Origin of the sequence: Nostoc sp. UIC 10630, from assembly GCF_010747425.1 — a bacterium.
Classification (GTDB): Bacteria; Cyanobacteriota; Cyanobacteriia; order Cyanobacteriales; family Nostocaceae; genus Nostoc.
In genome coordinates, this window is record NZ_JAAGOG010000001.1 from 126673 (window position 1) to 148037 (window position 21365).

General features: G+C 42.8%; 26 protein-coding genes and 1 pseudogene. 14 read left to right on the forward strand and 13 right to left on the reverse strand.

Going from position 1 to position 21365, the window contains the following annotated elements:
• Window positions 1-122 precede the first annotated feature (122 nt).
• Entirely contained in the window at window positions 123-407 is a 285-nt protein-coding gene (locus tag G1O98_RS00730; protein ID WP_163926710.1) for a hypothetical protein, read from the forward strand.
• Here G1O98_RS00730 and G1O98_RS00735 read toward each other — a convergent pair.
• Complete coding sequence (locus G1O98_RS00735) at window positions 382-906, reverse strand: hypothetical protein (RefSeq protein ID WP_163926711.1); 525 nt, start codon at window positions 904-906, stop codon at window positions 382-384. The genes G1O98_RS00730 and G1O98_RS00735 overlap by 26 nt on opposite strands.
• A gap of 207 nt (window positions 907-1113) precedes the next feature.
• Entirely contained in the window at window positions 1114-1317 is a 204-nt protein-coding gene (locus G1O98_RS00740) for a hypothetical protein (RefSeq protein ID WP_163926712.1), read from the reverse strand.
• 186 nt (window positions 1318-1503) lie between these two features.
• On the opposite strand from G1O98_RS00740, the gene G1O98_RS00745 reads away from it, so the two are divergent.
• Window positions 1504-1713 carry a hypothetical protein gene (locus tag G1O98_RS00745; protein WP_163926713.1) on the forward strand — a complete coding sequence of 70 codons (210 nt, stop codon included), beginning with the start codon at window positions 1504-1506 and terminating at the stop codon, window positions 1711-1713.
• Here the strand turns inward: G1O98_RS00745 and G1O98_RS00750 are convergent.
• Window positions 1710-2069, reverse strand: a complete 360-nt coding sequence (locus G1O98_RS00750) for a hypothetical protein (protein ID WP_243458311.1) — start codon at window positions 2067-2069, stop codon at window positions 1710-1712. The two genes, G1O98_RS00745 and G1O98_RS00750, sit on opposite strands and share 4 nt — an antisense overlap.
• A gap of 333 nt (window positions 2070-2402) precedes the next feature.
• Between G1O98_RS00750 and G1O98_RS00755 the strand changes: the two genes are divergently transcribed.
• Window positions 2403-4658 (forward strand): UvrD-helicase domain-containing protein, encoded by a 2256-nt coding sequence (locus tag G1O98_RS00755; protein ID WP_163926714.1) that lies wholly within the window; start codon window positions 2403-2405, stop codon window positions 4656-4658.
• Between the two features lie 54 nt (window positions 4659-4712).
• On the opposite strand, the gene G1O98_RS00760 is transcribed toward G1O98_RS00755, so the two are convergent.
• Window positions 4713-5903, reverse strand: coding sequence for a GIY-YIG nuclease family protein (locus tag G1O98_RS00760; protein WP_163926715.1), 1191 nt, complete (start codon window positions 5901-5903; stop codon window positions 4713-4715).
• Window positions 5904-6276: 373 nt separating this feature from the next.
• Between G1O98_RS00760 and G1O98_RS00765 the strand changes: the two genes are divergently transcribed.
• Window positions 6277-6708 carry a hypothetical protein gene (locus tag G1O98_RS00765; protein WP_163926716.1) on the forward strand — a complete coding sequence of 144 codons (432 nt, stop codon included), beginning with the start codon at window positions 6277-6279 and terminating at the stop codon, window positions 6706-6708.
• Window positions 6709-6759: 51 nt separating this feature from the next.
• Here the strand turns inward: G1O98_RS00765 and G1O98_RS00770 are convergent, their stop codons facing one another.
• Window positions 6760-7026: a hypothetical protein gene (locus G1O98_RS00770; protein ID WP_163926717.1), complete on the reverse strand. Its 267-nt coding sequence runs from the start codon at window positions 7024-7026 to the stop codon at window positions 6760-6762.
• 40 nt (window positions 7027-7066) lie between these two features.
• The gene (locus G1O98_RS00775; protein ID WP_163926718.1) at window positions 7067-7420 is read right to left on the reverse strand and encodes a helix-turn-helix domain-containing protein; all 354 of its coding nucleotides are present in this window, start codon (window positions 7418-7420) and stop codon (window positions 7067-7069) included.
• Window positions 7421-7619: 199 nt separating this feature from the next.
• On the opposite strand from G1O98_RS00775, the gene G1O98_RS00780 reads away from it, so the two are divergent.
• The 5 genes from G1O98_RS00780 to G1O98_RS00805 are packed head-to-tail and all read left to right on the forward strand — an operon-like array spanning window position 7620 to window position 11849.
• A complete protein-coding gene (locus G1O98_RS00780; protein ID WP_175586447.1) occupies window positions 7620-8471 on the forward strand; it encodes a MarR family transcriptional regulator in 852 nt (283 codons plus the stop codon).
• Window positions 8468-8983: a hypothetical protein gene (locus tag G1O98_RS00785; RefSeq protein WP_163926719.1), complete on the forward strand. Its 516-nt coding sequence runs from the start codon at window positions 8468-8470 to the stop codon at window positions 8981-8983. The genes G1O98_RS00780 and G1O98_RS00785 overlap by 4 nt, the downstream gene beginning before the upstream one ends.
• Entirely contained in the window at window positions 8976-10775 is a 1800-nt protein-coding gene (locus tag G1O98_RS39585) for a hypothetical protein (RefSeq protein ID WP_243458312.1), read from the forward strand. Before G1O98_RS00785 ends, G1O98_RS39585 begins: the two co-directional genes overlap by 8 nt.
• 53 nt (window positions 10776-10828) lie before the next feature.
• Entirely contained in the window at window positions 10829-11464 is a 636-nt protein-coding gene (locus G1O98_RS00800; protein ID WP_163926720.1) for an HAD-IIIA family hydrolase, read from the forward strand.
• A 22-nt stretch (window positions 11465-11486) separates the two neighbouring features.
• Entirely contained in the window at window positions 11487-11849 is a 363-nt protein-coding gene (locus tag G1O98_RS00805; protein WP_163926721.1) for a hypothetical protein, read from the forward strand.
• 65 nt (window positions 11850-11914) lie between these two features.
• On the opposite strand, the gene G1O98_RS00810 is transcribed toward G1O98_RS00805, so the two are convergent.
• Complete coding sequence (locus G1O98_RS00810; protein WP_163926722.1) at window positions 11915-12226, reverse strand: hypothetical protein; 312 nt, start codon at window positions 12224-12226, stop codon at window positions 11915-11917.
• Window positions 12227-12515: 289 nt separating this feature from the next.
• On the opposite strand from G1O98_RS00810, the gene G1O98_RS00815 reads away from it, so the two are divergent.
• Together G1O98_RS00815 and psbA are read left to right on the forward strand one after the other, a co-directional pair.
• Window positions 12516-12863, forward strand: a complete 348-nt coding sequence (locus tag G1O98_RS00815) for a hypothetical protein (protein WP_163926723.1) — start codon at window positions 12516-12518, stop codon at window positions 12861-12863.
• Between the two features lie 236 nt (window positions 12864-13099).
• Window positions 13100-14182, forward strand: coding sequence for a photosystem II q(b) protein (psbA, locus tag G1O98_RS00820; protein WP_159402515.1), 1083 nt, complete (start codon window positions 13100-13102; stop codon window positions 14180-14182).
• A gap of 251 nt (window positions 14183-14433) precedes the next feature.
• Here psbA and G1O98_RS00825 read toward each other — a convergent pair whose 3' ends face one another.
• The 6 genes from G1O98_RS00825 to G1O98_RS00835 form a co-directional block, all read right to left on the reverse strand.
• Complete coding sequence (locus G1O98_RS00825) at window positions 14434-15114, reverse strand: RibD family protein (RefSeq protein ID WP_163926724.1); 681 nt, start codon at window positions 15112-15114, stop codon at window positions 14434-14436.
• A gap of 217 nt (window positions 15115-15331) precedes the next feature.
• Complete coding sequence (locus G1O98_RS41030) at window positions 15332-17485, reverse strand: ATP-binding protein (protein WP_345940514.1); 2154 nt, start codon at window positions 17483-17485, stop codon at window positions 15332-15334.
• A gap of 81 nt (window positions 17486-17566) precedes the next feature.
• Complete coding sequence (locus G1O98_RS41035) at window positions 17567-18832, reverse strand: hypothetical protein (RefSeq protein ID WP_345940515.1); 1266 nt, start codon at window positions 18830-18832, stop codon at window positions 17567-17569.
• 19 nt (window positions 18833-18851) lie between these two features.
• Window positions 18852-19517: a serine/threonine-protein kinase gene (locus G1O98_RS41040; RefSeq protein WP_322745271.1), complete on the reverse strand. Its 666-nt coding sequence runs from the start codon at window positions 19515-19517 to the stop codon at window positions 18852-18854.
• 64 nt (window positions 19518-19581) lie between these two features.
• A complete protein-coding gene (locus G1O98_RS40535; protein WP_275941753.1) occupies window positions 19582-19713 on the reverse strand; it encodes a hypothetical protein in 132 nt (43 codons plus the stop codon).
• A gap of 121 nt (window positions 19714-19834) precedes the next feature.
• The gene (locus G1O98_RS00835) at window positions 19835-20020 is read right to left on the reverse strand and encodes a hypothetical protein (protein WP_163926758.1); all 186 of its coding nucleotides are present in this window, start codon (window positions 20018-20020) and stop codon (window positions 19835-19837) included.
• Between the two features lie 22 nt (window positions 20021-20042).
• Between G1O98_RS00835 and G1O98_RS00840 the strand changes: the two genes are divergently transcribed.
• The 3 genes and pseudogenes from G1O98_RS00840 (at window position 20043) to G1O98_RS39595 (ending at window position 21342) form a co-directional block, all read left to right on the forward strand.
• Window positions 20043-20603 carry a TonB-dependent receptor gene (locus G1O98_RS00840; protein WP_163926725.1) on the forward strand — a complete coding sequence of 187 codons (561 nt, stop codon included), beginning with the start codon at window positions 20043-20045 and terminating at the stop codon, window positions 20601-20603.
• Window positions 20604-20771: 168 nt separating this feature from the next.
• A pseudogene (locus G1O98_RS39590) lies at window positions 20772-21081 on the forward strand (PepSY-associated TM helix domain-containing protein); the annotation flags it as partial.
• Between the two features lie 57 nt (window positions 21082-21138).
• The gene (locus tag G1O98_RS39595) at window positions 21139-21342 is read left to right on the forward strand and encodes a PepSY-associated TM helix domain-containing protein (protein WP_228058280.1); all 204 of its coding nucleotides are present in this window, start codon (window positions 21139-21141) and stop codon (window positions 21340-21342) included.
• Window positions 21343-21365: the final 23 nt, after the last annotated feature.

Sequence of the window (21365 nt, forward strand, 5' to 3'; positions counted from 1 at the left end):
TTAATAGATACCCGGCTACCAACCGGGTTTTTTGTTACACTTATATTATGCCATGTTTACGCGGTAAATGCCATGTTTACGCGGCATAATTACCAAATCTTCATAATTGTAAACACGGGATTATGGCAGCAGTTGAGGGAAGAACAGGGAACCCTGGACAAAGGAACCCAAAGAAAAAGAACACCACCAGCTTTACTGTCAAGCCTGGGAAAGAGCCGCGATCGGACAAACCAATGGCTTTTCGTCCAACGCTTTCACTAGAGGTTGACATCAAGGCAGCTGTAGAACAATCGGGGATGACTCAGACACAATGGCTCGAACAAGCAGCGATCGCCTATCTCAAACAAAATCCCCCAGAACCAATCGGGGGAGATGAGGAGACTAAAACAGAGACAACTGCTGACTAGCGTCAGAGGAACTTGAGAACCATCCAGGATCACCGGGGACTGACTCTAGCCCCCAAACCCCAAACGGACTGTAAACCAGACACGCAACGCCGCAACCTAACGCATAAGCCAAAGATGCCCAAGTGCCGGAGCCACCACCAGAGAAACACTTGGATGACTTTGGAGACGGCAGCAAGCCAGGGGGACACTCACTAGCTGGAAACGACACCCACAACCCGCCTGCGATCGCAACTGCATTTACACACGCAATCGAACGCGCTGCATAAGCACCTTTGCCACTGCCCCACTTGCCGGAGGCCACCGCGAACACCTCAGCCTTGGGGAAGCACTGACGGAAGAAAGCATCTACCCCACGCTGGCAACCAACAACCACACGCGCACCACTAGGAACCGCCGCCGCCGCACTGGAGAGAGCAGAAGGAGGTAAAACACCCGCCGGCGATCGCGCACCCGAAAAACCAATGGTTGAGTAGTTTTTAAAAATTTCTTGTAACTGCATTTGTTTAACTATCACTCTATTAATATTATGCCATGTTTACACGGGAAAATACTTGACAACATCACGTAAACGCGGGATAATAAAAGAGTGGAAGGTTAAACGATGTAAGCCCGGAGGCAATGAACCACAGCGCGGGATGTGGGGAGACGACAGGGAGCGAGTGAAACCAACCACCGGCGACTGACCCGCGACAGCAGCCGGCTAAAGCTAGAGAACCAGGATTTTAAGACACTCTGGCGGCGGCAACCAACCCGATAGGTGGCAGACCACAGCAGCCCTAAAGCCTTTGATCGCAGGCATAAGCCATAAGTCGAGATTGTTGAGCCTAAGCTGTTGCTGCCACCGCCGGGGACTGGCCACCAATGGCACACCACCAACCTGAATACCTTTACCTCTCCTTTTTCTCTTCATTCTTCTCCTCCTGCACGGACGGAACGAAGTGGAGTCTGTGCCATTGCGGAGCAAGACCCCAAGTGTAGGCATATCACCGGAACGAAGTGGAGGTGATAAAATGCCGAAACGGTCTTTGCGTAGCACTCCCTTGGTGCGAAGCACGGAGGGGTATAGAAATGCGAAGCAACAGCTTAATTTATAGACTTGGCCACCCGTGCAGGGACTCTCAATAACAAAGGGGGGACAGCCCGCCCTAACGGGCGTGATGGCCAAGCAACCAGATGCAGTGATATCGTTGCGTTGCTTGCATCCGTTGGCATCGCTTGTGTTGGTTCTCTTGGAAACTTGAGCGATCGCAGGCTACTGCTGTTACCTCAAAAAAAAGCAGGGCCGAAGCCCCGCCCAAACAACTAACGAACTAACTGCAACCTAGAACCGCGACTAGGAAAGCCCAACTTGACCTCACCAACTGGCACAACGACAGGAACCGAAACCACAAAACGACCTGGGCCAACAGAAGGACAGCGCACCTTGACTGCATAGCCAACCACAGCAGCCCACTTGGTAGCAAACTCACCAGCCAAACGCAACTCACTAAACCACACCTCAGCCACAAAGCCAGTAAAAGCCACATCAGACTCACGCCAGAAACAATCGACCGCCTCAAAGTCAGCAGCCAACGAAGCAACGAACGCAAATGGAACTGAACGCATAAACTGAAACTCCCAACGAAACGACCAGCCAAGAACAACCCCGGCTATTTTTTTCATGCGGAGTGGGTCAAGGGTGGCGGTGGGGTCTGGGGTGTCCCCAGATATAAAAGCGAAGCATCGTTATTCCGCCACTTGCGAAGCCCTTGACGCGCGTAGCCACAATAAGACAGCCGGGGTAGCCCTGCGGCGATTGAGCGTTCCCCTTGGGGCGGAGGGGGACATCGACCGACGCAGGAGGGAGTCAATAAACAAACTGCAAAGCAACCTTATTGTTTCGCGTAAGCGATTTGTGGCTTACCGCTCTACCAAAAAAATATACTTTAATTAAATTTTATCGAGCGTACACTCGATACGCGATACTATTTAGTAATAGTATTCACTCCAATTACTATGCCTAATCCACATCCTAAAACTGAGCATTTAACTAAGCAAAAAACGACGTGGAATAATCTACCTACTGAATCTGCTAGATATCCCAAGATTTTCTTAGAGGAAATAAAGACTTATGCGCGATCGCTTGACGGACAATGCAGCCCATTCGAGGCCATCATCTCTGTATTAGATAAACTCAGTCAAGACGAGATAGAGCAAATTAAACTTGCTATAGCATCCCTGTCTAGCAATGATGTTAAGAAAGAAACACACCTAACATCACCTCAAATATCCCTACAAAATCTAGAATTATCAAATAGTCAAATTGCGGACTATAAAGCAAAGTTTGGTTTTGTGCCTTCGAGATTTCAATTAGGAATTATCGACTGGGTTATTAACCAAAAAGGCAACGGTTGCTGTAATGCTGTGGCTGGTTCTGGAAAGAGCAGCACACTGAGAATAGTTGCTAAAACCCTCTACGAGTTGGGCTTTAGACCCACTGACATCAAGATTTGTGTTTTTGGTAAAAAAAATTCCATAGATTTAATTAAAAAGTTTGGCCCTATTTGGAGAAATTCTATCAGCACCCTTCACAGTGCTGCTTTTACATTAGTTAAACAAGAACTTGGTGTAAAACGAAGTGAAGATATAGATATTTCTAAATATAAATATGAACGCATTGCCCAGAGTTTAGATTTAATTCCTAAGCGTGGTAGTAAAACGGGTAGACTTCGGCAAGAGGGTATCATCGATGATGATGGTGATTTCCTAAGATTAATTGATTTAGTAAGGCTTAACAATGAAGAACCAACAGCAGAAATAATAGAGGCGATCGCACATCATCACGAAATTAATGTACAGAAATCTCAGTTAGTAGCTCAGTGGATTGCTTATTGCCTCAAGATTGGTGAGGAAATGGCAATCTCTCAAAAGAAACTAGACTTCACCGATCAAATTTGGCTAGCTGTTAAATGGAGACTACATGAGCGTCCCTGGTTCAAGGGTTACAAATTTGTTCTAGTAGATGAATGCCAAGACTTGAACCCCTTGCAATTACAACTAGTTTTGATGCTTGCAGGGCTTACTGGGCGGATTTTAGCAGTAGGCGACCCGCGTCAAGCAATTATGGGCTTTGCGGGTGCAGATAACCAAAGCTATAACAACATTGTTTGGTTTACCAGAGCAACAGAATTACCTTTGTCAATTTGCTATCGATGTCCGCGATCGCACGTTGCTTTAGTTAAGAGCATATTTCCCTACATTCCAATTGAAGCAGCGCCAGATGCCATTGAAGGAATTATTCATCAGATAGAAAGTAAGGATATTGAAAAGCTAGTTAAGCACGGCGATATTATTATTGCCCGTAAAAATGCACCACTCGTTAGTTTATGTATTCGCCTCATTAGCCAGGGTATCAAAGCAACAGTATTGGGTCGAGATGTTGGCGATTTTCTTAAAAAAGAACTCGACCAGATAGCCAAGATGCCAGGATACAGTTTTGAGTTTTTTAATGATGCTGTTGCCCAATATAGAGAAATTAAGTTCCAACAGTATTTAAATTTAGATAATGAGGAGGAATTGAAAGAAAGATTAGCAGATAGGCTAGAGGCGATTTCAACTATCTACCAATCTCAGCCACAAGCTACGAGTATTGAAAGCCTGAAATATTATATTGATGAACTCTTCAGCGATGAAAATTCTCCAGTAACTCTGTCCAACATTCATAAATTCAAGGGAGGTGAGGGAGAAAGGATTTTTGTTCACAAAGCTGGAGATATGCCTATGGTTTGGAGAAATCAGCGAGATTGGCAATTAGAGCAGGAGCAGAATTTACTTTATGTAGCCCTTACTCGTAGTAAATCAGAACTGTTTATTGTAGGTGAATGTGATTGGTATAAACCACCAATAGCAGACTCTAATGCTAATTCTACAGAGTTTATCAAAGCTGAAACTGTGGTTTTAGAGTCTGACAAAATAGATAATTATTCCTCTTTATTAAAAGCTGCTCAAGAAGAACTTGAGAAAGAACTTACACCAATTTTCAAAAATAAGAATGCTCGTGCAAATTTTATCAAATCTGTAATTAACGATGATATTAATTTAGATATGCTTGAGAAATCTGGCAAGATTAAATACACATCTCCTGAGAACAAAAAAGCTGTGTACACTGCAATAGAGAATTATTGGGAAAAATTTTATGCTGCATCTCATAAGGACGAAGAAGAAGAGGTAAGATGGCCTAGTTATAGCTATGAAGATTACGATGATTTTTAATTAACAGTATAGCAATCACCCACACTAAAGTGAGCGCTGTTTATCCTCTAAGAATTAGTTCTTATTGAGTGATGCTTTCACCTTACGAACTGTATTGATTGCCACGTCTGCTTTTTCGGCTGCTTTGCGAAGTGACAAACCCTCATTAAGTGCTGCAATTACTTTTTGTGATGATGGTTTGGCTAGAAACTCCTCTGGCGATTCGCTCACCGAAGGCCGCCCAACGTGTTGACCCCAGTTTTTAGCACGTTCCATACCCGTTTTGATTGCATCTGAACGTCTGGAGGCTTTTTCTTGTTCTGCAATCAATTGTTCAATCCAGCTAGGATTACCCTCTAGGATATCTACCTCAATTTTTGATAATCCCTTTAGCTGCATCCGCCGCAAATCGCGCAGTACAGTTTTAGCTTCTTCGGGAGTAAAAAAATTGTAATATTCAGTCAAGTTACCAATGGAAATATGAAAGAAGGAATATCGATATTTAAAGTATTTCTCTATATTTCCACGATGTGGCCAAGTTCCTAATACTTTAATTGAAACATTTTCAAAATGTGAGGCTAAATCATTTTTAATTTCAGCTACTCGCGCTTCAATGTCACGACGAGTTACACCTATTTTATAGATACTATTCCCTCCACTAGTATCAATTTGAAGGTAGTAGAGAGTATTAGATAAAATCTTACGAAATTCAGCATGATAAATTTGTAAATCTCGCAAACACTCATTGAAATTAGGAGAATCTTCAAGATAAGCAACTTGCACGTTTTTCTCTAGCTGCTGCAACTTTTCTAATAACATTGGTTCTTGCACTTGGTTAAACAGCATCAAGGAAAGTGCGCCAACTGGTATTTTACCCAGCTTTGTAAACTGGTATTCCCCACCATAACGATAAGTGTTGCGTTCCAGCAGTTTTTCTCTAATTAAAATACTCGGCACTTCTTTGACTGGGATACCCTTATCTTTAATTCCGTAGCGGTTCCAGAGGTCTTTGAGTTGCTGAAACTCCTTTCCAGTTAGCCATATATTGAAATTATCATACAGGGGCAAAGTAGGAAGCAGGCGATCGCTGCGGTTTACTTGTCGGCAAGTTTCATGAGTGTGTGCGAAGTGGTGTTCATTGCGCCGACCTTTTTTAGCAGTCAGTTCACCCTCACAGTAGGGACACCTTAGCTGAGTCTTACCGCGTGGGACATCTTCAATTGGCACTAGAGTTTTGTCTTGGTCAATGCCATATCTGAGCCACATTTGGAAATATCCTTTATTTGATACACCAATTTGATAGGATTTTGTTGCTCGTAAAGATGATTTTACTGTATCAAAAAAAGGTTAGCGTATAACCAATATATTAAGAGAGTAGGAAGTAGACACTGGGGCATAGGGCATGGGTTGTTGGGAGCGTTGACTGATGACTGTTGACTCAAGAGTTAAGAGTTACGAATTTCTCCCATCTCCTCATCTCCGTCATCTTTGCGTCCCCGTGCCCCCACTCCCTATTTTCAACAAATGCTGAAGCGATCGCTAATTTCCTCTAAGAATATCTCATCGCTACCATACCCAAAAAAGCGGTTACAAGGGTTATGCCTTATTGTAAATCTATAGCATAACCTTTGTAACTGACATGGAAGACAGCGATCGCATCAGCCAAATCATTGAAAAAATCAATCTTCTAGCCCAAATCAGAGAACAGCTATTGAAGGAGCCGCTAGCCATCCCAGGCACTTGGATTCATGAATATGAAGTACATAGGAAATATCGTAGCGGAAGTATAGAAACTTACAGATACGCCAAATGGCAAGCGGACACACCAATTTTTAAGCGAAATCCCAAACCAAGAGGACATCCGCCAAAAAGGGGCAAAGACCCTGAATTTACCTGTCACCAACACATTGGGAGAGTCGGTAGTACTACAGGACTGGGGGCTGACTCAGAAACCGAAACAGCTTATCAAGAGTGGGAAAACCGCAAGCAATTAGAGGCAATAGAGCAGTGTTTGAGTCAGATAGAATTGCTGCTCTCAAAGGTTATGCCAGAAAATGAAGAAAAGGCATAACCCTGTTAGCCGCGACCGCCGCGCGTGCGTACCGCACTCTTCCTCTAAGAATTAACCCCCTCCCTCTTTCTTATCTTCTGAAGAATCATCAGAGGAAATTTTTTTAGCGATCGCCTCCAATATCGTTGATATCTGGTCGGGGCTATTTAAATTAACTTGATACACATTCGTAGCATGAACTTGATTAGAGCCTATCACCACTTGTAACCCAGGTTCGCCTAGCAAATGCTTGATTAACTTGGCTTTTTCGTCAGCATCCAAGCGATCGCTTTTTTCCATTAATTCTCTTAAAAAATCATCCTCACCTTGATCTACCACAATCAACGCCTAACTGTATACATAAAAATTTAATAGGCGATTATACAGCTACTTGCAGGTCACTCGTATCCGTATTTTTTCCAGATATGGTCCCTGGTTGTAATACCCAAGCAGCGATGGCGTTAAGTATCTCAGCCTTTTCTTTTGGGGTGGCAGATTCAATTAGTTGAACAGGCGTTAGCTCAACTACTCCTATTCTCGCTAGTGCTGGAATTCTAGAACTTTCTGGCAGGGCATGAAGAATTTTGAAATAATTGCCAGCTTTTAGGTCGTTTTTGCCATCAAGAAACTTACTGATAGTACTCTCATGAACACCAGCCCTAACAGAAATCTCTCTTGCTGTTAGGCCACTTTCATTAATTGCTGTAATTAATATTTCTTGATGCTTATCCATAATTGCTGCTATTACTTGCTTTTTTTCAAGTTATTGAATATTATCAAATTTATCCAGAAAATACAATCTAGCAAAGAATCGCACTGACTTTATAGGGTTGGTGTGACAATTTTGTGAAATTTTAGCGATTTTTTAAACAAAGACTAACCCTTCTTGCATAAGCAGGCAAGGGCAAAAACTTGATTGACTCAACTTCATTATGACAGACACAAAGATTCAGGGGAAGTTCTATCCGCTCCAACATGAAGAATGGCTCAGAGCCTGCCGGGAATTAACCCCAGCACAGAGGGATGTACTCTACTACCTTCGCACTCTTGACCCATACAGCACCGGAATGGAAGTATCACCAGCACGGATTGCCAAGGATTTATCTACCGCAGAAAAGCCAGTTCACCGCAGCACCGTAGGACGCGCTCTCAAAGCGTTGGATGAAAAGGGGTTTGTCGATATGGAGCTTCTTAAAGTCAAGGTTCACGTTCTCACCAAGGGCTTGCATTGTTGCGATGAGGCAACAAGTTGCGATGAGACAACAAGTTGCGATGAGACAACAAGTTGCGATGAGACAACTTTGTTGCCTGACGGCAACTTAGGTGATCATGACGCAACTTGCGCGATCGCTACGCAACTTGCGCGATCGCCACGCAACAAGCGCAAGCCAAAAGCCTCATCAGACAAAGATTCCAGCACCTCTAAGATTAATAAGACTTATTTAGACTTTTTAGACTCTCTCTCACAAGACCAGAGAGAGAATTTTTTGAAATTTGGGGAGAAAAAAGCATCACAGCTACCCCATCTCCCCCAACTTCCCCGACGTTGGATAGAGGCGAACTGGGAGGAGTTATCAGCCCAGTGGTACAAATCCAAGGGGCAAAGTTCCCCGGTGCAGTCCGCAAAATGGGAGAATCACCCGCAGCGCTGCCAATGGCTTGATAAAATTCGCTCTCTTGGTTTTGCTAAGTTCATTTATGAAACTGACAACTTAGATAGCGAACGAAAGGAATTTTACGAGTGGGCTGACGCAAATAGCTTGATTTGGGAGACCGAATCATGAAGCTGCCGGAACTTCCAAGAGAACCAATTAGAAATGAAGACCAGCCAGGATATGAAAAGCAGATATGGAGTCCTTCATGGAAATGCTTTTGTTGTCAAGACACGGGCAGAATTCACCCGCACCTAGTAAAACTAATTATCCGTGACTATGATTTTGATTGCGATCGCATCCCCATTTGTCAAAATTCAAAGTGCAAATTCGGTGTGAACTGGCTTCATTTAGGTTCTGCAAATATTGATATGAGGTTAAACGCTGCTATTTGCCAGGAACTTGATAGATTCAGCAGGGAAGATTGGAAGCGTACCACTCAGCAACAGTTTGAAAAATACAGAAAACGCATAGAGTCATCATTTACTCAAATTGCTCAGTCTCACAGCTTTGCTTTATCGCACCGCACCTCTAATCATGAACGAGAAGTGCAACAGCGTAAAGCAGAAATTGAGGCCATCACCCCCGAACAGTGGGAGGCAATGAATAAAGCTTACTTAGTAGGAAGCAACAAAGATGAGTAAGTATTTTATAGGAAATTTTGAGGTAGGAGATCGCATTATTGCAAGCGGCAATCGCTTAGGCCGTGTATCGAGCGTACACAAGAAAATTGGTATCACCTGGGAAAACGGGCATTTTGGAGAATACACCCCAAAGCAAATGCAGGCTTGGAATTACAAAAAATTAAGTGAGGAGAAAGAGGCGATCGCACCGTGTCAGGACTTACACAACTTGACCTCTGCTCAGGAGTTGGTGCAGGATTCTGCCTCGCTGGGCTGCAACTCGGATTTAACCTTATTGGAACCGCAGAGATTGACGAATACTGCTCAAGCATCCTCAAATTGCGATACCCAGGCGTACACAACTACGGAAACGTGCGAGATATCCCAAGACTTGCAAAACAGAGACTTGGATATTATATGCACTCCAATAGAATCGATTTACTTACAGCCTCCCCTCCCTGCCCTCCATTCTCCACAGAAGGGCAACGGCTTGGAGGTGCAGACGAGCGTGATTGCTTCCCCGCCGTCCTCGAAACCATCAGAGAATTACAGCCCAAATTCGCAGCCATTGAAAACGTCCCAGGACTCATTACCTGCCCCGATTACCCAGGACAACCAACAGGCTCATATTTCAGAGGCGTGGTCAGAACCCTTGACCTCTTCGGGTACCATGCGGAATGGATTACTATCGGAAGCGGCCATTTTGCCAGCCCCTACATTAGAGAGCGAGTATTGCTGGTTGCGATCGCCAGGAGCGTTATCATCGACTGGGAAAGGGCGGCCCCCTGGACAGACCAAGCAAGAAGCAGAACTGAAGAGATTAGGGCTATTAAACTCATGCGAGGTATTAAACCCGGCTATCCTTTGTCAGTGGTACGAAATCCCAGAGACTTGGTTAGACCCCTTGGAATCAAGAGCCGCGACGGAACTATTAGAAGAATGCGGCAGGCAGCAGGAAATCTTCTCGATCCTAGAGTCGCAGCGATCGCCCTTAACAGAATCGTCTACCTCAACTCCTTATGTAGAAAACCAGCCGCCACTTACCAGGGCTAATGCTAAGGCTGGAACTTACATTATTGATAACTCTGAATCACTGGGAATTATTAAGCAGAATTTAGGTTTTGGGTTTGTCGTTGACTGGTTTTCTTCTGAGTTTACTTACAACTGGGAAAGAGATGATCAAGTTATTGCTGAGTTAGCGATCGCTTCCCAATCACTAATAGATAGATTCTTCTCCCAAAGGGAGACGCTAAAAGCGATAGAGGATAAATCTAATATCGAGTGTACACAGCAATTACAGATAGGCGTTCGCGTTTGCATTACCAAAACTCGCACCCAAAACCTCAGCCAATGGGTAGGCAAAACCGCAACAGTAACAGGTATTAACGGTGAGACAATCTCTGTAGCAGCTGGTGACGGTAGGGAGAAAAAGCATCTCACTCTCAAAAAAGGGTGGTATGAGGTAATACCAGAAAATTTCTTAGAGGAAACTGAACGCAGCGAAGAAGCTGTGCAAAAGCCCAAAGGCAGACAGTGTAAAGGATGCTTGTACAAATATATTGAGAATAAGAAGTTGAAAAATGGAAGTATAGTTTCTTATCCCCGTGTAATTGGTCACAGACAGCCTGATAATCCTACTCATTGGCGTTGGGGATTTAACTGGGAAGAGAAGATAGACGGCGAGTGGAAGGGGCGGAGTATTGGTAGTATTCCTGTGGGTGCGATCGCACTTATCCAATCAATGCAGAAAGAAGGGGTTAGTTTAGAGGAAATAATCGGCTTTATCAGGAGGGCTAAAAGTAAAAAATCTTAGTTATGTAAGGGAGCTAAAATTGTCAACTATCAACTTTAAAATGAGGCAAATTTATGCAATTAGGATTATTGCTTGACCTTGATGGAACTGTGCGAGAATCGACCGACGGTAAATTTATTCAAACACCTACAGGACAGCGAATAATGGCGGGTGTGCATGAAGCGATCGCCCATCACAAAGCCCAAGGTTACACAATCATCGGTGTAACTAATCAAGGTGGATGTGACACTATTAACCGTGATACTGGGAAGCCATTAAAGAGTTTGGAGGATGCGATCGCTGAACAAAAATATACTCTTAAATTAATCCCACAATTAGAAGCAATATATTTCTGTCCAGATATGAAAGGTCAAGTCTGCTGGATAGTAAAAAAGAATGGTTTTGAATTCTTAGTTTCTGACCTTGACACCCGCATCAGTGAATTTGAAAATCGGATTTTAACAGGGAGTGAGGTTTATAGAAAGCCTGGGGCAGGAATGATTTATCGAGCAGTAAAAGATTTTGATATTGATTTAACTAAAAGTTGGATGATAGGTGATAGAGATGAGGATGAGAAGGCAGCGAAGGTAGCAGGGGTCAACTTTATGTGGGCTGATATTTGGCACATGAGGTTCACACCTGGAATGTATGAAATAAGGCAGGCAACGCAAAGCCAAGTAGAATTTTTAGAGGGAATAAATTTAAATTAATATTCTTTATTAAACAAGAATAATGCTATTAACAGAACCGCAAATAAAACAAGTTTTAGAGCAAGTTCAAGCTGCTTTTCCCAATTTAACTGATTGGGAATACAATAATGAAAAAAACGATGAGTATTTTGGCTTTTCTGTGTGGGGAGAGTTTGAAATTAAAACCGAAGAACTAATAATGCCACGACGCTTTTTTATCACACTTGACACTAATCATGAGGATAAATGGCAAGGATGTTTAACCATAGGCCAACACAGCTATCTGTGGTCGAGTGCTGATGTGGGGGACGCTCATTTAGTAGATACGGAACCAAGCGAGACTTTACAAGAGGCAATTTCAGCACTCAAGACGAAAATAGTACAGCTGTTGGCAGCTTTTTCTTAGAGGAAACAGAGCGATCGCCTGGGCAATGGGGCAAAGCATCGTCGCAAGAAGGCGGATTCTTCGCGTCAAGAATAATTTGGCTCATCTCTACCAATACCTAATTCCTGCAACTTTGCTTTGACCGAAGTCCAGTCATCACCACAGTAGTAGTAGTTCTTATCTCGGATATCAGCTAAGTAATAGCCATGTTTACCTCCGTTGATTCGGAATAACTCAACCAAAACTTTGATTTTGGTTAATCCGTTTCTTTCAAGTGTCGATTCTAAATCAGTAGAAATGCCATGAGGATTATAAAAAATATTACCGCCGTGGAAAAACCACTTCGTCCCCTCACGCTCATAAATTTGAATGTGGATAGGTGCGTGAATCTTAACCATAGCTACAATTAAATTAGGGTAAAGTTGGATCAGCCGTTTCTAAAATTTCCAAAACAAAGGTAATAGCCCCAAGCTACTTGCTAGAGAACTCAATACTCTAGAAAAACTCAGTAATGAACCGCAAATGCAAAAATTCTTGGCGTGGGTAGGAAAACAACATCCTGGTAAGCGAATTGCAGTTCATCGCTAAAAAGTAAGGTGCGAGTCGCACCACTTGTATCCCAATGTAGATGCTCTAAAGAATTTAGAGTAGTAAGCAACGATGATATCAGTTATTGCAAACATTACTATGACTAACTCTCAACCTCCTCTGCCACAACCCGAACTAGAAAGAGCAGGAATTACATTTGAGCAGTATGAAGAATTTACTCCAGAAAAGTTGGAACTCTGGGACGGATACCTGGGCTACGGCGGACAAAACCAACTTGGGTTTCATTTGGCAGTTTTAAGAAATATGGGACTACTGACAGCAATTCGTCACACGGAATCGTCACTGTGGATAGAAGCCCTAGACCGTCATATTCGGGAAAAACTAGAAACCGTCAGCGCTCAACCTGAAGTAGCCGAAGCTATGCTAAATCGCCTAAATCGAGCAATGGAAGATTTGGCAGCAGTGACAGAGTATTTGGAGGAATAGCAATATAAATTGCTCAGTGGTATCTTTCATGCACCAGATTAAGCAGCGATCGCTGTTTTTTCATCTCTTATGCGTTTGAGTACTTATCTAGCCCTTAAATAAGTAAAGCTAATCATTTCTATTGACTCTACAAAATTCTTAGTACTTGATTAACTTTTGTAAAGCAGTGTAAATTACTTATACAGGCGAAAACAAAACCGCCTAATTCATAAATCACTAACCGCACTTATAAAACAATGACAACAACCTTACAACAGCGCTCAAGCGCCAATGTATGGGATCGATTCTGCGAATGGATCACCAGCACCAATAACCGCATCTACATCGGTTGGTTCGGCGTAGTCATGATCCCCACCTTGCTAGCAGCTACCGCTTGCTTCGTAATCGCCTTCATCGCTGCACCTCCAGTAGACATCGATGGTATCCGCGAACCAGTTGCAGGTTCCTTGATCTACGGAAACAACATCATCTCTGGTGCAGTTGTTCCTTCCTCCAACGCTATCGGCTTGCACTTCTACCCAATTTGGGAAGCAGCATCCTTAGACGAGTGGCTGTACAACGGCGGTCCTTACCAATTGGTAATTTTCCACTTCCTGATTGGCGTATTCTGCTACTTAGGTCGTGAATGGGAACTATCCTACCGCTTAGGTATGCGTCCTTGGATTGCGATCGCATATTCTGCACCTGTTGCAGCAGCAACCGCAGTCTTCTTGGTATACCCCATCGGACAAGGTTCATTCTCTGACGGTATGCCTTTAGGTATCTCAGGAACATTCAACTTCATGATCGTGTTCCAAGCAGAACACAACATCTTGATGCACCCCTTCCACCAACTAGGTGTAGCTGGTGTATTCGGCGGAAGCTTGTTCTCTGCAATGCACGGTTCACTAGTAACTTCTTCCTTGGTTCGTGAAACCACTGAAACCGAGTCACAAAACTACGGTTACAAATTCGGTCAAGAAGAAGAAACCTACAACATCGTTGCAGCTCACGGCTACTTCGGTCGTCTAATCTTCCAATACGCTTCCTTCAACAACAGCCGTTCACTGCACTTCTTCCTCGCAGCATGGCCTGTAATCGGCATCTGGTTCACCGCCTTGGGTGTAAGCACAATGGCGTTCAACTTGAACGGTTTCAACTTCAACCAATCAATCATTGACTCTGAAGGTCGTGTGATTGCAACTTGGGCGGATGTAATCAACCGCGCTAACCTGGGTATGGAAGTAATGCACGAGCGTAACGCTCACAACTTCCCTCTAGATTTGGCATCTGCTGAATCTGCTCCTGTTGCTCTTTCTGCTCCTGCTATCAACGGTTAATTCTCAAGCATTAACTCAATTAGCTAAATAAGAAAGCGCTCTCCCACTTCGGGAGGGCGCTTTTTAGTTGTAAGCTGTTACACAAATAAGATTGCACATCAACTGGTGAGGTTGTCCTTTGTCAATTGTCCTTTGTCCTTGGTAAACACTTTTGACAAATGACTAATGACTAATGACTAATGACTAATGACGGTCTACACGGAAAATATTGCAATATGTAGGCGCGTTAGCTTAATTATGACAGCGCATTCTTACTTGATCGTCTGGTAGTGTAAAAACAACTCACTTCCAACTTGACGAGTTTCGATGAGTTCCAGATGAGGAGCAACAGTGGAAATAAAACCCTCTCCCTCCACAGGGGTAGGAGCATCCTTTCCTCCATAAATGACGGGCCAGATTGTCAACCACCAATCGTCAATTCGCCCAGCCTTTACTAGAGATGCTGTTAAATAGCCTCCTCCTAAAGCAACGACCTTGTGAATACCGCGCTCTGCCATCAAGCTGTAGGCTCGATTCCAGTCCAGGTCTGTATCTCCCAAATTAATTAATTCAGCCAGTTTTTGCAAACTTGTTGTATCAGAACTACGCTCTAAACCAGTCCGTGTCGTAAATATCCATCGCTCAATGTCCTCGCTCAAAAAAGGGGAGTCCAGCGATAGGTCAAGGGAACCTGAGACAACACAAACAATAGGCTGGCGAGACTGACCCCGAGCCTCGCGCGCTGCTAATAATTCGGGATTGCGAATTGAAAAAATTACGTCTCCAGCCCGAATCGTTCCTGCTCCTACCAGGATTAGATCAGCAAGTGAGACTTCATACTCTACGTGTGCTTGATCGGCTGCATCAGGATTACCGCCTGCTTGAGGATCTACGGAGCTAATCTTTCCATCGACCGTCATGGCAATAACTACAGTTGTTTGGATAGCTGACATGATTACGTTCTGACAGTTCTTTATAATTTTATCTTTTTGAATTCTTTGCCATGAATCCCCAATGGAGTATAAAGGGGAAAATTAGTCACTGAGGTAATATGAAATTCTTAGAATGGCTGTGTCAGCGCTATCCGTCACCTCCTTATCTGGCAAGCGTTTTGACCCTGGATATTTTTTAACTGGAACTCCCTTATCCGAACCGTATTGCCTGCCACCTTTATTCTTGGACAGGTAAAATAATCTCAAATTCTGTCCCCTGTCCTAACTTAGAAAGGACGTTAATTTGTCCGCCATGAGTTGACATAATAGAGTAAGCTACGGTCAGTCCTAATCCCGTTCCTTTACCGACAGTTTTTGTTGTAAAGAAGGGGTCAAATACTTGTTTTTGCATTTCATCAGAAATTCCAGTTCCATTATCGGCAATGCAAATGCTCACACTCTTGGTTAGAGAATTGCTCAGTTCGGTACGAATTGTAATAGTAGGAGTTGTGATTTTTGCTTCATTTAAGGCATCAATAGCGTTATTCAAGACATTCATGATTACCTGATTGATTTGTTTAGCGTGACAACTCACTTTTGGAAGATCGGTATAGTTTTTAATGATGGCAATTTTAGTGAGTCGATGTTGCAGAATTAACAAAGTATTATCAATTCCATCATGAATATTTACGGCTTTGATATCTGCTTCATCAAGGCGGACAAAATTTCGCAGAGATAAGACAATATTTTGAATGCGTTGACTACCCTGTTCTATTGAATCTATTAGATTTGGTACGTCTTTGATTGTGTAATCTAAATCCTTTTCCTGGAAATAAGTTTGAATTTCAGTAGTAGGTTGTGGATATTGATGTTGATAGAGCCTAATACCACTTAGCAAGTCCTGGAAATAATTTTTTAGATGGCTAATATTGCCGACGATAAAGTTGACTGGGTTATTAATTTCATGGGCAATGCCAGCAACCATTTGCCCTAAACTCGACATTTTTTCAGCATGAATCAATTGGGCTTGGGTTTGTTGTAATTCCTGGAGAGTATGCGACAATTGCTGATTTTTGCTGTAGAGTTCTTGGGTACGCTGCTCTACTTTTTGCTCTAGAGTATTGTAGAGTAGGGCATTTTCGAGGGAAATCGCCGCTTGAGTGGTTAATAATTGGAGGACATCTAGGCGATCGCCCACAAATGCACCCATTGTTAGCTGATTTTCTAAATACAAAATCCCCAGTAATTGCCCTTGGTTGCGAATTGGCATACACAGCGCACTTTTGGGTTGATGCTGGCGCATATATTCCCCAATCACACTAGGCAGATGGGTTTTGAGATCGTCAATTACAACTGTTTCTAGGGTATTTTTCACATACTGAATCAGTTTGACTGGGACATTAGGATGATTATCTAAAGGTGCTGTTTGCAACATAGTATCTTCTAAGGTGGCGATCGCCCGCACTTGCCATGAGCCATCTTGAAAGAGAATTAACGCACACCGATCAGCGCCAGCATTTTCGAGAATAATCTGAGTTAGCGTCTGGATTAATTGATCTAAGTGAATTGCGGTAGAGATTGCTTGGGAGGCTTTAAAAACAGACCCAAAGTCCAGCACTGAATTGACGCTGCTAGATGAACTTGATATCAGGGTTGAGGAATGATTAGAGGTACTGGATATGACAGTATTACATAGTGTTTCTTGCGAATTGAGTTTGAGGTTTTTCTGTTGCACAATCACTCGCAAAAGTTCTGGGTAACGTCGTTCTAAATTTTCTAGTTTGGTTTTTGCACCCCAACGGGCATAGGAGTAGTAAGCTTGTTCGATGTATGCTTGGGCAACTTTTTCTTTGCCCCAGTCGAGGTAGAAGTTGGCAGCCAGTTCATTGCTAAGTGCTGCTTCTTGGATGTAGCCATTTTCTTTTGCTCCAGCAATGGCAAGGTCGTAAAATTCCATTGCTGCGGTTTTTTGTGCCAATATCCGATACTTTTCTGCCTCTACCAACTGGAATCGATGCAGATGATTCATGGGTGCATAATTTGCCCACTGTTGCATCGTGTCCTGATTTTCTGTTACCTGCTGTAAAATTCTCTGTTGTTCTTCGGCTGGCGATGTCGGAAATAAAGCCAGTTGCAGCAGCGAATCATAGAAGTTCAATATTGGAAGATTCACCGTAGCATATCCTGAACCGGAATATTGTTTGGCTTTGGCAGCATATTCCACTGCCAAATCCAATGCTTGAAACAGATAAGAAAGCATCAATTTGTTGACAAAGAAATGCCACAAAGCAGCGCCATCATTACTTTGCTCATGTAAAGTCAGCATTGACCTTTCATCGTAGGCTGCGCCAACTAATTCCCAAGGAGTAGTTTTTGACTCGATTAAATTCAAGACTACTTGGTAGTAAATATTGTTGTAATTGAGTGTGTGTTTTTGGTTAATTTTTTCTATTGCTGCCCCATAAATCGCTAATTAATCAGCTAATTTGGTTAATTCTTGACCAGCAATGTAAGCTTGCAAGCAATAAAGGTGGGCAGCGTAACTAGCATAAATCAAATCCCCAGTATCTAATCCACTGGTATAGGCTTGTAGTAATGGCTGGAGCATTGCTGTTACAGGCTCTTTCCAATGGGCGACACAAAGATGAACGACTACGAGGACTCTTGCTTCGTGTTTCCGATCTTGAAACTTGGACAGCAGTTGCAAGGCTAACTTCCCAAATTCATAACCTCTTGAGATAGTGCCTGGTTGACCACAAAGCATGAGTCCATACCCTGAGTAAGCGAAGGCAGAAGCGGAAGTATTTCCGTATTTTACAGAAAGAGCAACTTTCTTCAGCACCACCAAACGATGAAGTTCAGGTTTTGCCATATAAGCAGGAGTTGTTACTTTAACTAAAACACGCAAGGCTGCACGTAATTCTGGATTCTGCATTTCTGGCAAATCAACCAATTCAGCAACTGTTTTGCCACTTAAGCTAGCTTCAGTTTCTTGCAAAGCCAGAACAAAATCTGATGCCGTTGGTTCTTGGGGGAACTCAATGCCTAGCAACTGCAAAAATTGCATACCTGTATCGATAGCGAGTAAAAATTTTCCTTGTGCTATGTAAGCTTCAATTTTTACCTCATAAACTTTAGCTGTATCAACGATCGCTTTTGCGTGTTGTAAAATTTCCTGGGCGAAATCTTCCATTGCGTCAATTTCGCCACATAGAAAACTGGTTTCGGTGGCTTCGTTATACAAGCTTAAGGTCAGATTGTAGTCAGATTCCCAAGGGTTAAATGGTAGTAACTGGATACCTGTTTTCAGATAAGCAATGGCTGAACTGTATGCAGTTGAGGCTTTTGCCTTTTTCCCAGCCATGAGATTTAACTGTGCGAGTTCATGGCGTTCTGTAGGTTGATGGTAATGTTCAAGCCCAATATTTAGCTGATTAGCGATCGCAAAAATCTGATTTTCTAGTTCAGCTTCCGGGGTATTTTGCCACAGCAGGCGACCGATTTTGACATGGGTTGTCTGTTTATGATCTTCATGAATCAGTGAGTAAGCGGCTTGTTGGACGCGATCGTGTAGAAATTTATATGTTACAGAATGAGCGATTTCCTGATTAGTTGCTTGATTTTCGTGCCCTGCATAAAACTTATAAACTTCGCTAGTTGGCAAAATCAAGCCGAACTCTAATGCTGCCCATAATGCGGCGGCGGTTTCGGTTGGGGATTGTTGATAAACAATTGCCAATATATGCAAATCAAATTGATTACCAATACAAGCCGCCAGCTGATTTAAATGGTAATCCCCCTGTCAGTAATTCGTAAAAAGTTACACCCAAAGAATAAAAATCTGTGCGATAGTCAATTCCCCGATTCATTCTTCCAGTTTGTTCTGGGGAAATATAAGCAAGTGTTCCTTCTAATACGTTGGGACTGATTAAAGTTTGAGTTTCTCTTGGCAGTAGAGATGCAATACTAAAATCGATTAATTTAACTTGTTTTGTTTCTGGATTAATCAGAATATTGGCAGGTTTAATATCTTTATGAATAATGCGATTGCGAATTAGAATATCTAAGGTCTCACACAGAGATATAGCCAGGGGCAAAAATTCCCTAAGTGAATGTTGCTTTGCGCCCATCTCTGTTTTCAGGGAAATTCCCCCAAAGTCTTGCATTACGAGCGCATAGCCATTCTGGTAGGATTCCAGGCTGTAAGTTTGGACGATCGAGGGTGAGTTGAGATTTTTAGCGATCGTGTATTGATTGCGAAACTGTACTAGTTCAGAAAAACTGGGATAAGGATTTTTCAGCAGTTTGATGACTACAGGCTGTTGGTCACTCTCTCGAACTGCTCGATAAACTAGGGTTCTAGAACCGTTGTAGAGTTCTTCGCTGACTTGATAGCCGGGAATGGTAACTACACTGCTAATCATAATTCTTTTGAATTTTTAAGACCTTAGCATTTAGTGTTCCCAGATCCGCCCCATCAGTCAGAGATTAAGGTAAAGGGATTTCTTGGCTTTGACTACTCCCAAATCTTGATTCTCGCAGCGAATATTTAATCGGTTCATCTACTTTCTTTTTGTAGCAGGTAGCGATCGCTATCTGTGCCCGATTTTCTGATCCCATTGATTCCACTTCTTGCAAAAGTGCTTTTTGCACTCTTGTCGGAAAAGGGGAAAGGTAAAATACAAAACCTTTCCCCCAAACCCAACAAGTATTGCTTACTAAATTGAAGCTGTATTGAATTTTAGAATACCTTGCGTTCAGCCAAATGGGATAGAACATCTTGGTATGAGAACCAAACTTGCCGCAACTGCTTGCGGGCGAATAATTTCAACTGATCGCCAGCAGAGGCTGAACCTGGTTGAGTTGCATTAGCATAACTGGTAAGCGCCATCGCTTTTACAGGTTGAGAAAATTCAATCGCAGCAATATAAGAATCACCAGAAACAGATTTGAAGCGCCCGTCTGATAGTGGAACTCAGATATCGCTGACGTTAGCAGCTTATGATATTACAAAGACCAATATACCGACAGTTGATCCTGATAATCCTGATGTATTCTTTGCAGTCGGAGAGGTAAAAAGTCGCGGAATTGAACTGGATGTGGCAGGAGAAATTACACCCGGTTGGAAGATAGTAGCTTCTGGTTTCCTAAATGATGCCTATGTCAGCGAAGACAACGATCCTTCTTTGAAAGGTTCGCGTTTGGTAAATGCACCCTATCACGGCGCTAGTCTATGGACAACTTATGAAATCCAGAGTGGTGATTTGCAAGGGTTCGGTTTTGGTGCAGGGTTATTTTTTATAGGCGATCGCATTACTAACCAGAGCGATCCGTTTACTCTTCCTTCCTATGTTAGAACCGATGCGACTATCTTCTACAAACGTAATGATTGGGGAGCCGCACTCAATTTCAAAAATCTGTTTGATGTGAAATACTACGAAACCAACGGCTTTTATGTATTCCCACAAGCACCTTTTACAGTTCAGGGCACAATTTCATTCAGTTTTTAAATTCTCTTTAAACCTCATTTTAGTAAGGCGAGGGAGAAGGAATCAGTTTTCTTCCCCTTTATCAGGAGGAATGAGAAGGGTAATCAATGTATGTAAAGGATATCTGCAATGAAATCCAAGACATTCCGTAACTGGGCATTTACTCTACACCGCTACCTCGGTTTAGCTATGGGATTTGTGCTGATTATAATTGGCTTGACAGGTAGTTTATTGGTCTTTCAGAAGGAAATTAACCACTTTTTAGTAGCCCAACAGTTTGGATATATCTCTCCCCAAGAAGCGCCAATGTCTCTAGAGTCAGTGGTAAATACTGTGAAAGCGGAATATGATTCATCCCGAAAGGACTTAAAACTCAATAAAGTCTATATCCCTTCAGAGCTAAATGAACCAATTATGTTTGCCTTCGTTGATCCTGATGACAAAGGGATAGATGTTTTTGTCAATCCTTATACTGGTGCAATCATGGGTGAGCAATCGGACAGAACATTGATTCTTCTGCTGTATGAACTCCATTATAATCTGATGGCTGGAGACATTGGGCGATCGCATCCTCAACTCTTTTATTCCCCTACACTATGGTACCTTTGGCGGTTTATCCACGCGCATTCTCTACGTATTTGTTGGATTATCACCCTTGATTTTATTTATAAGTGGCTTTGTCATGTACCAACATCGCTACCGGGAAAAATCTGTCCGCCACAATCAGGTAATAGAACTATCAAAGAACCATCAAGATTAATTGAAGGTTAATTTGCCAACCGC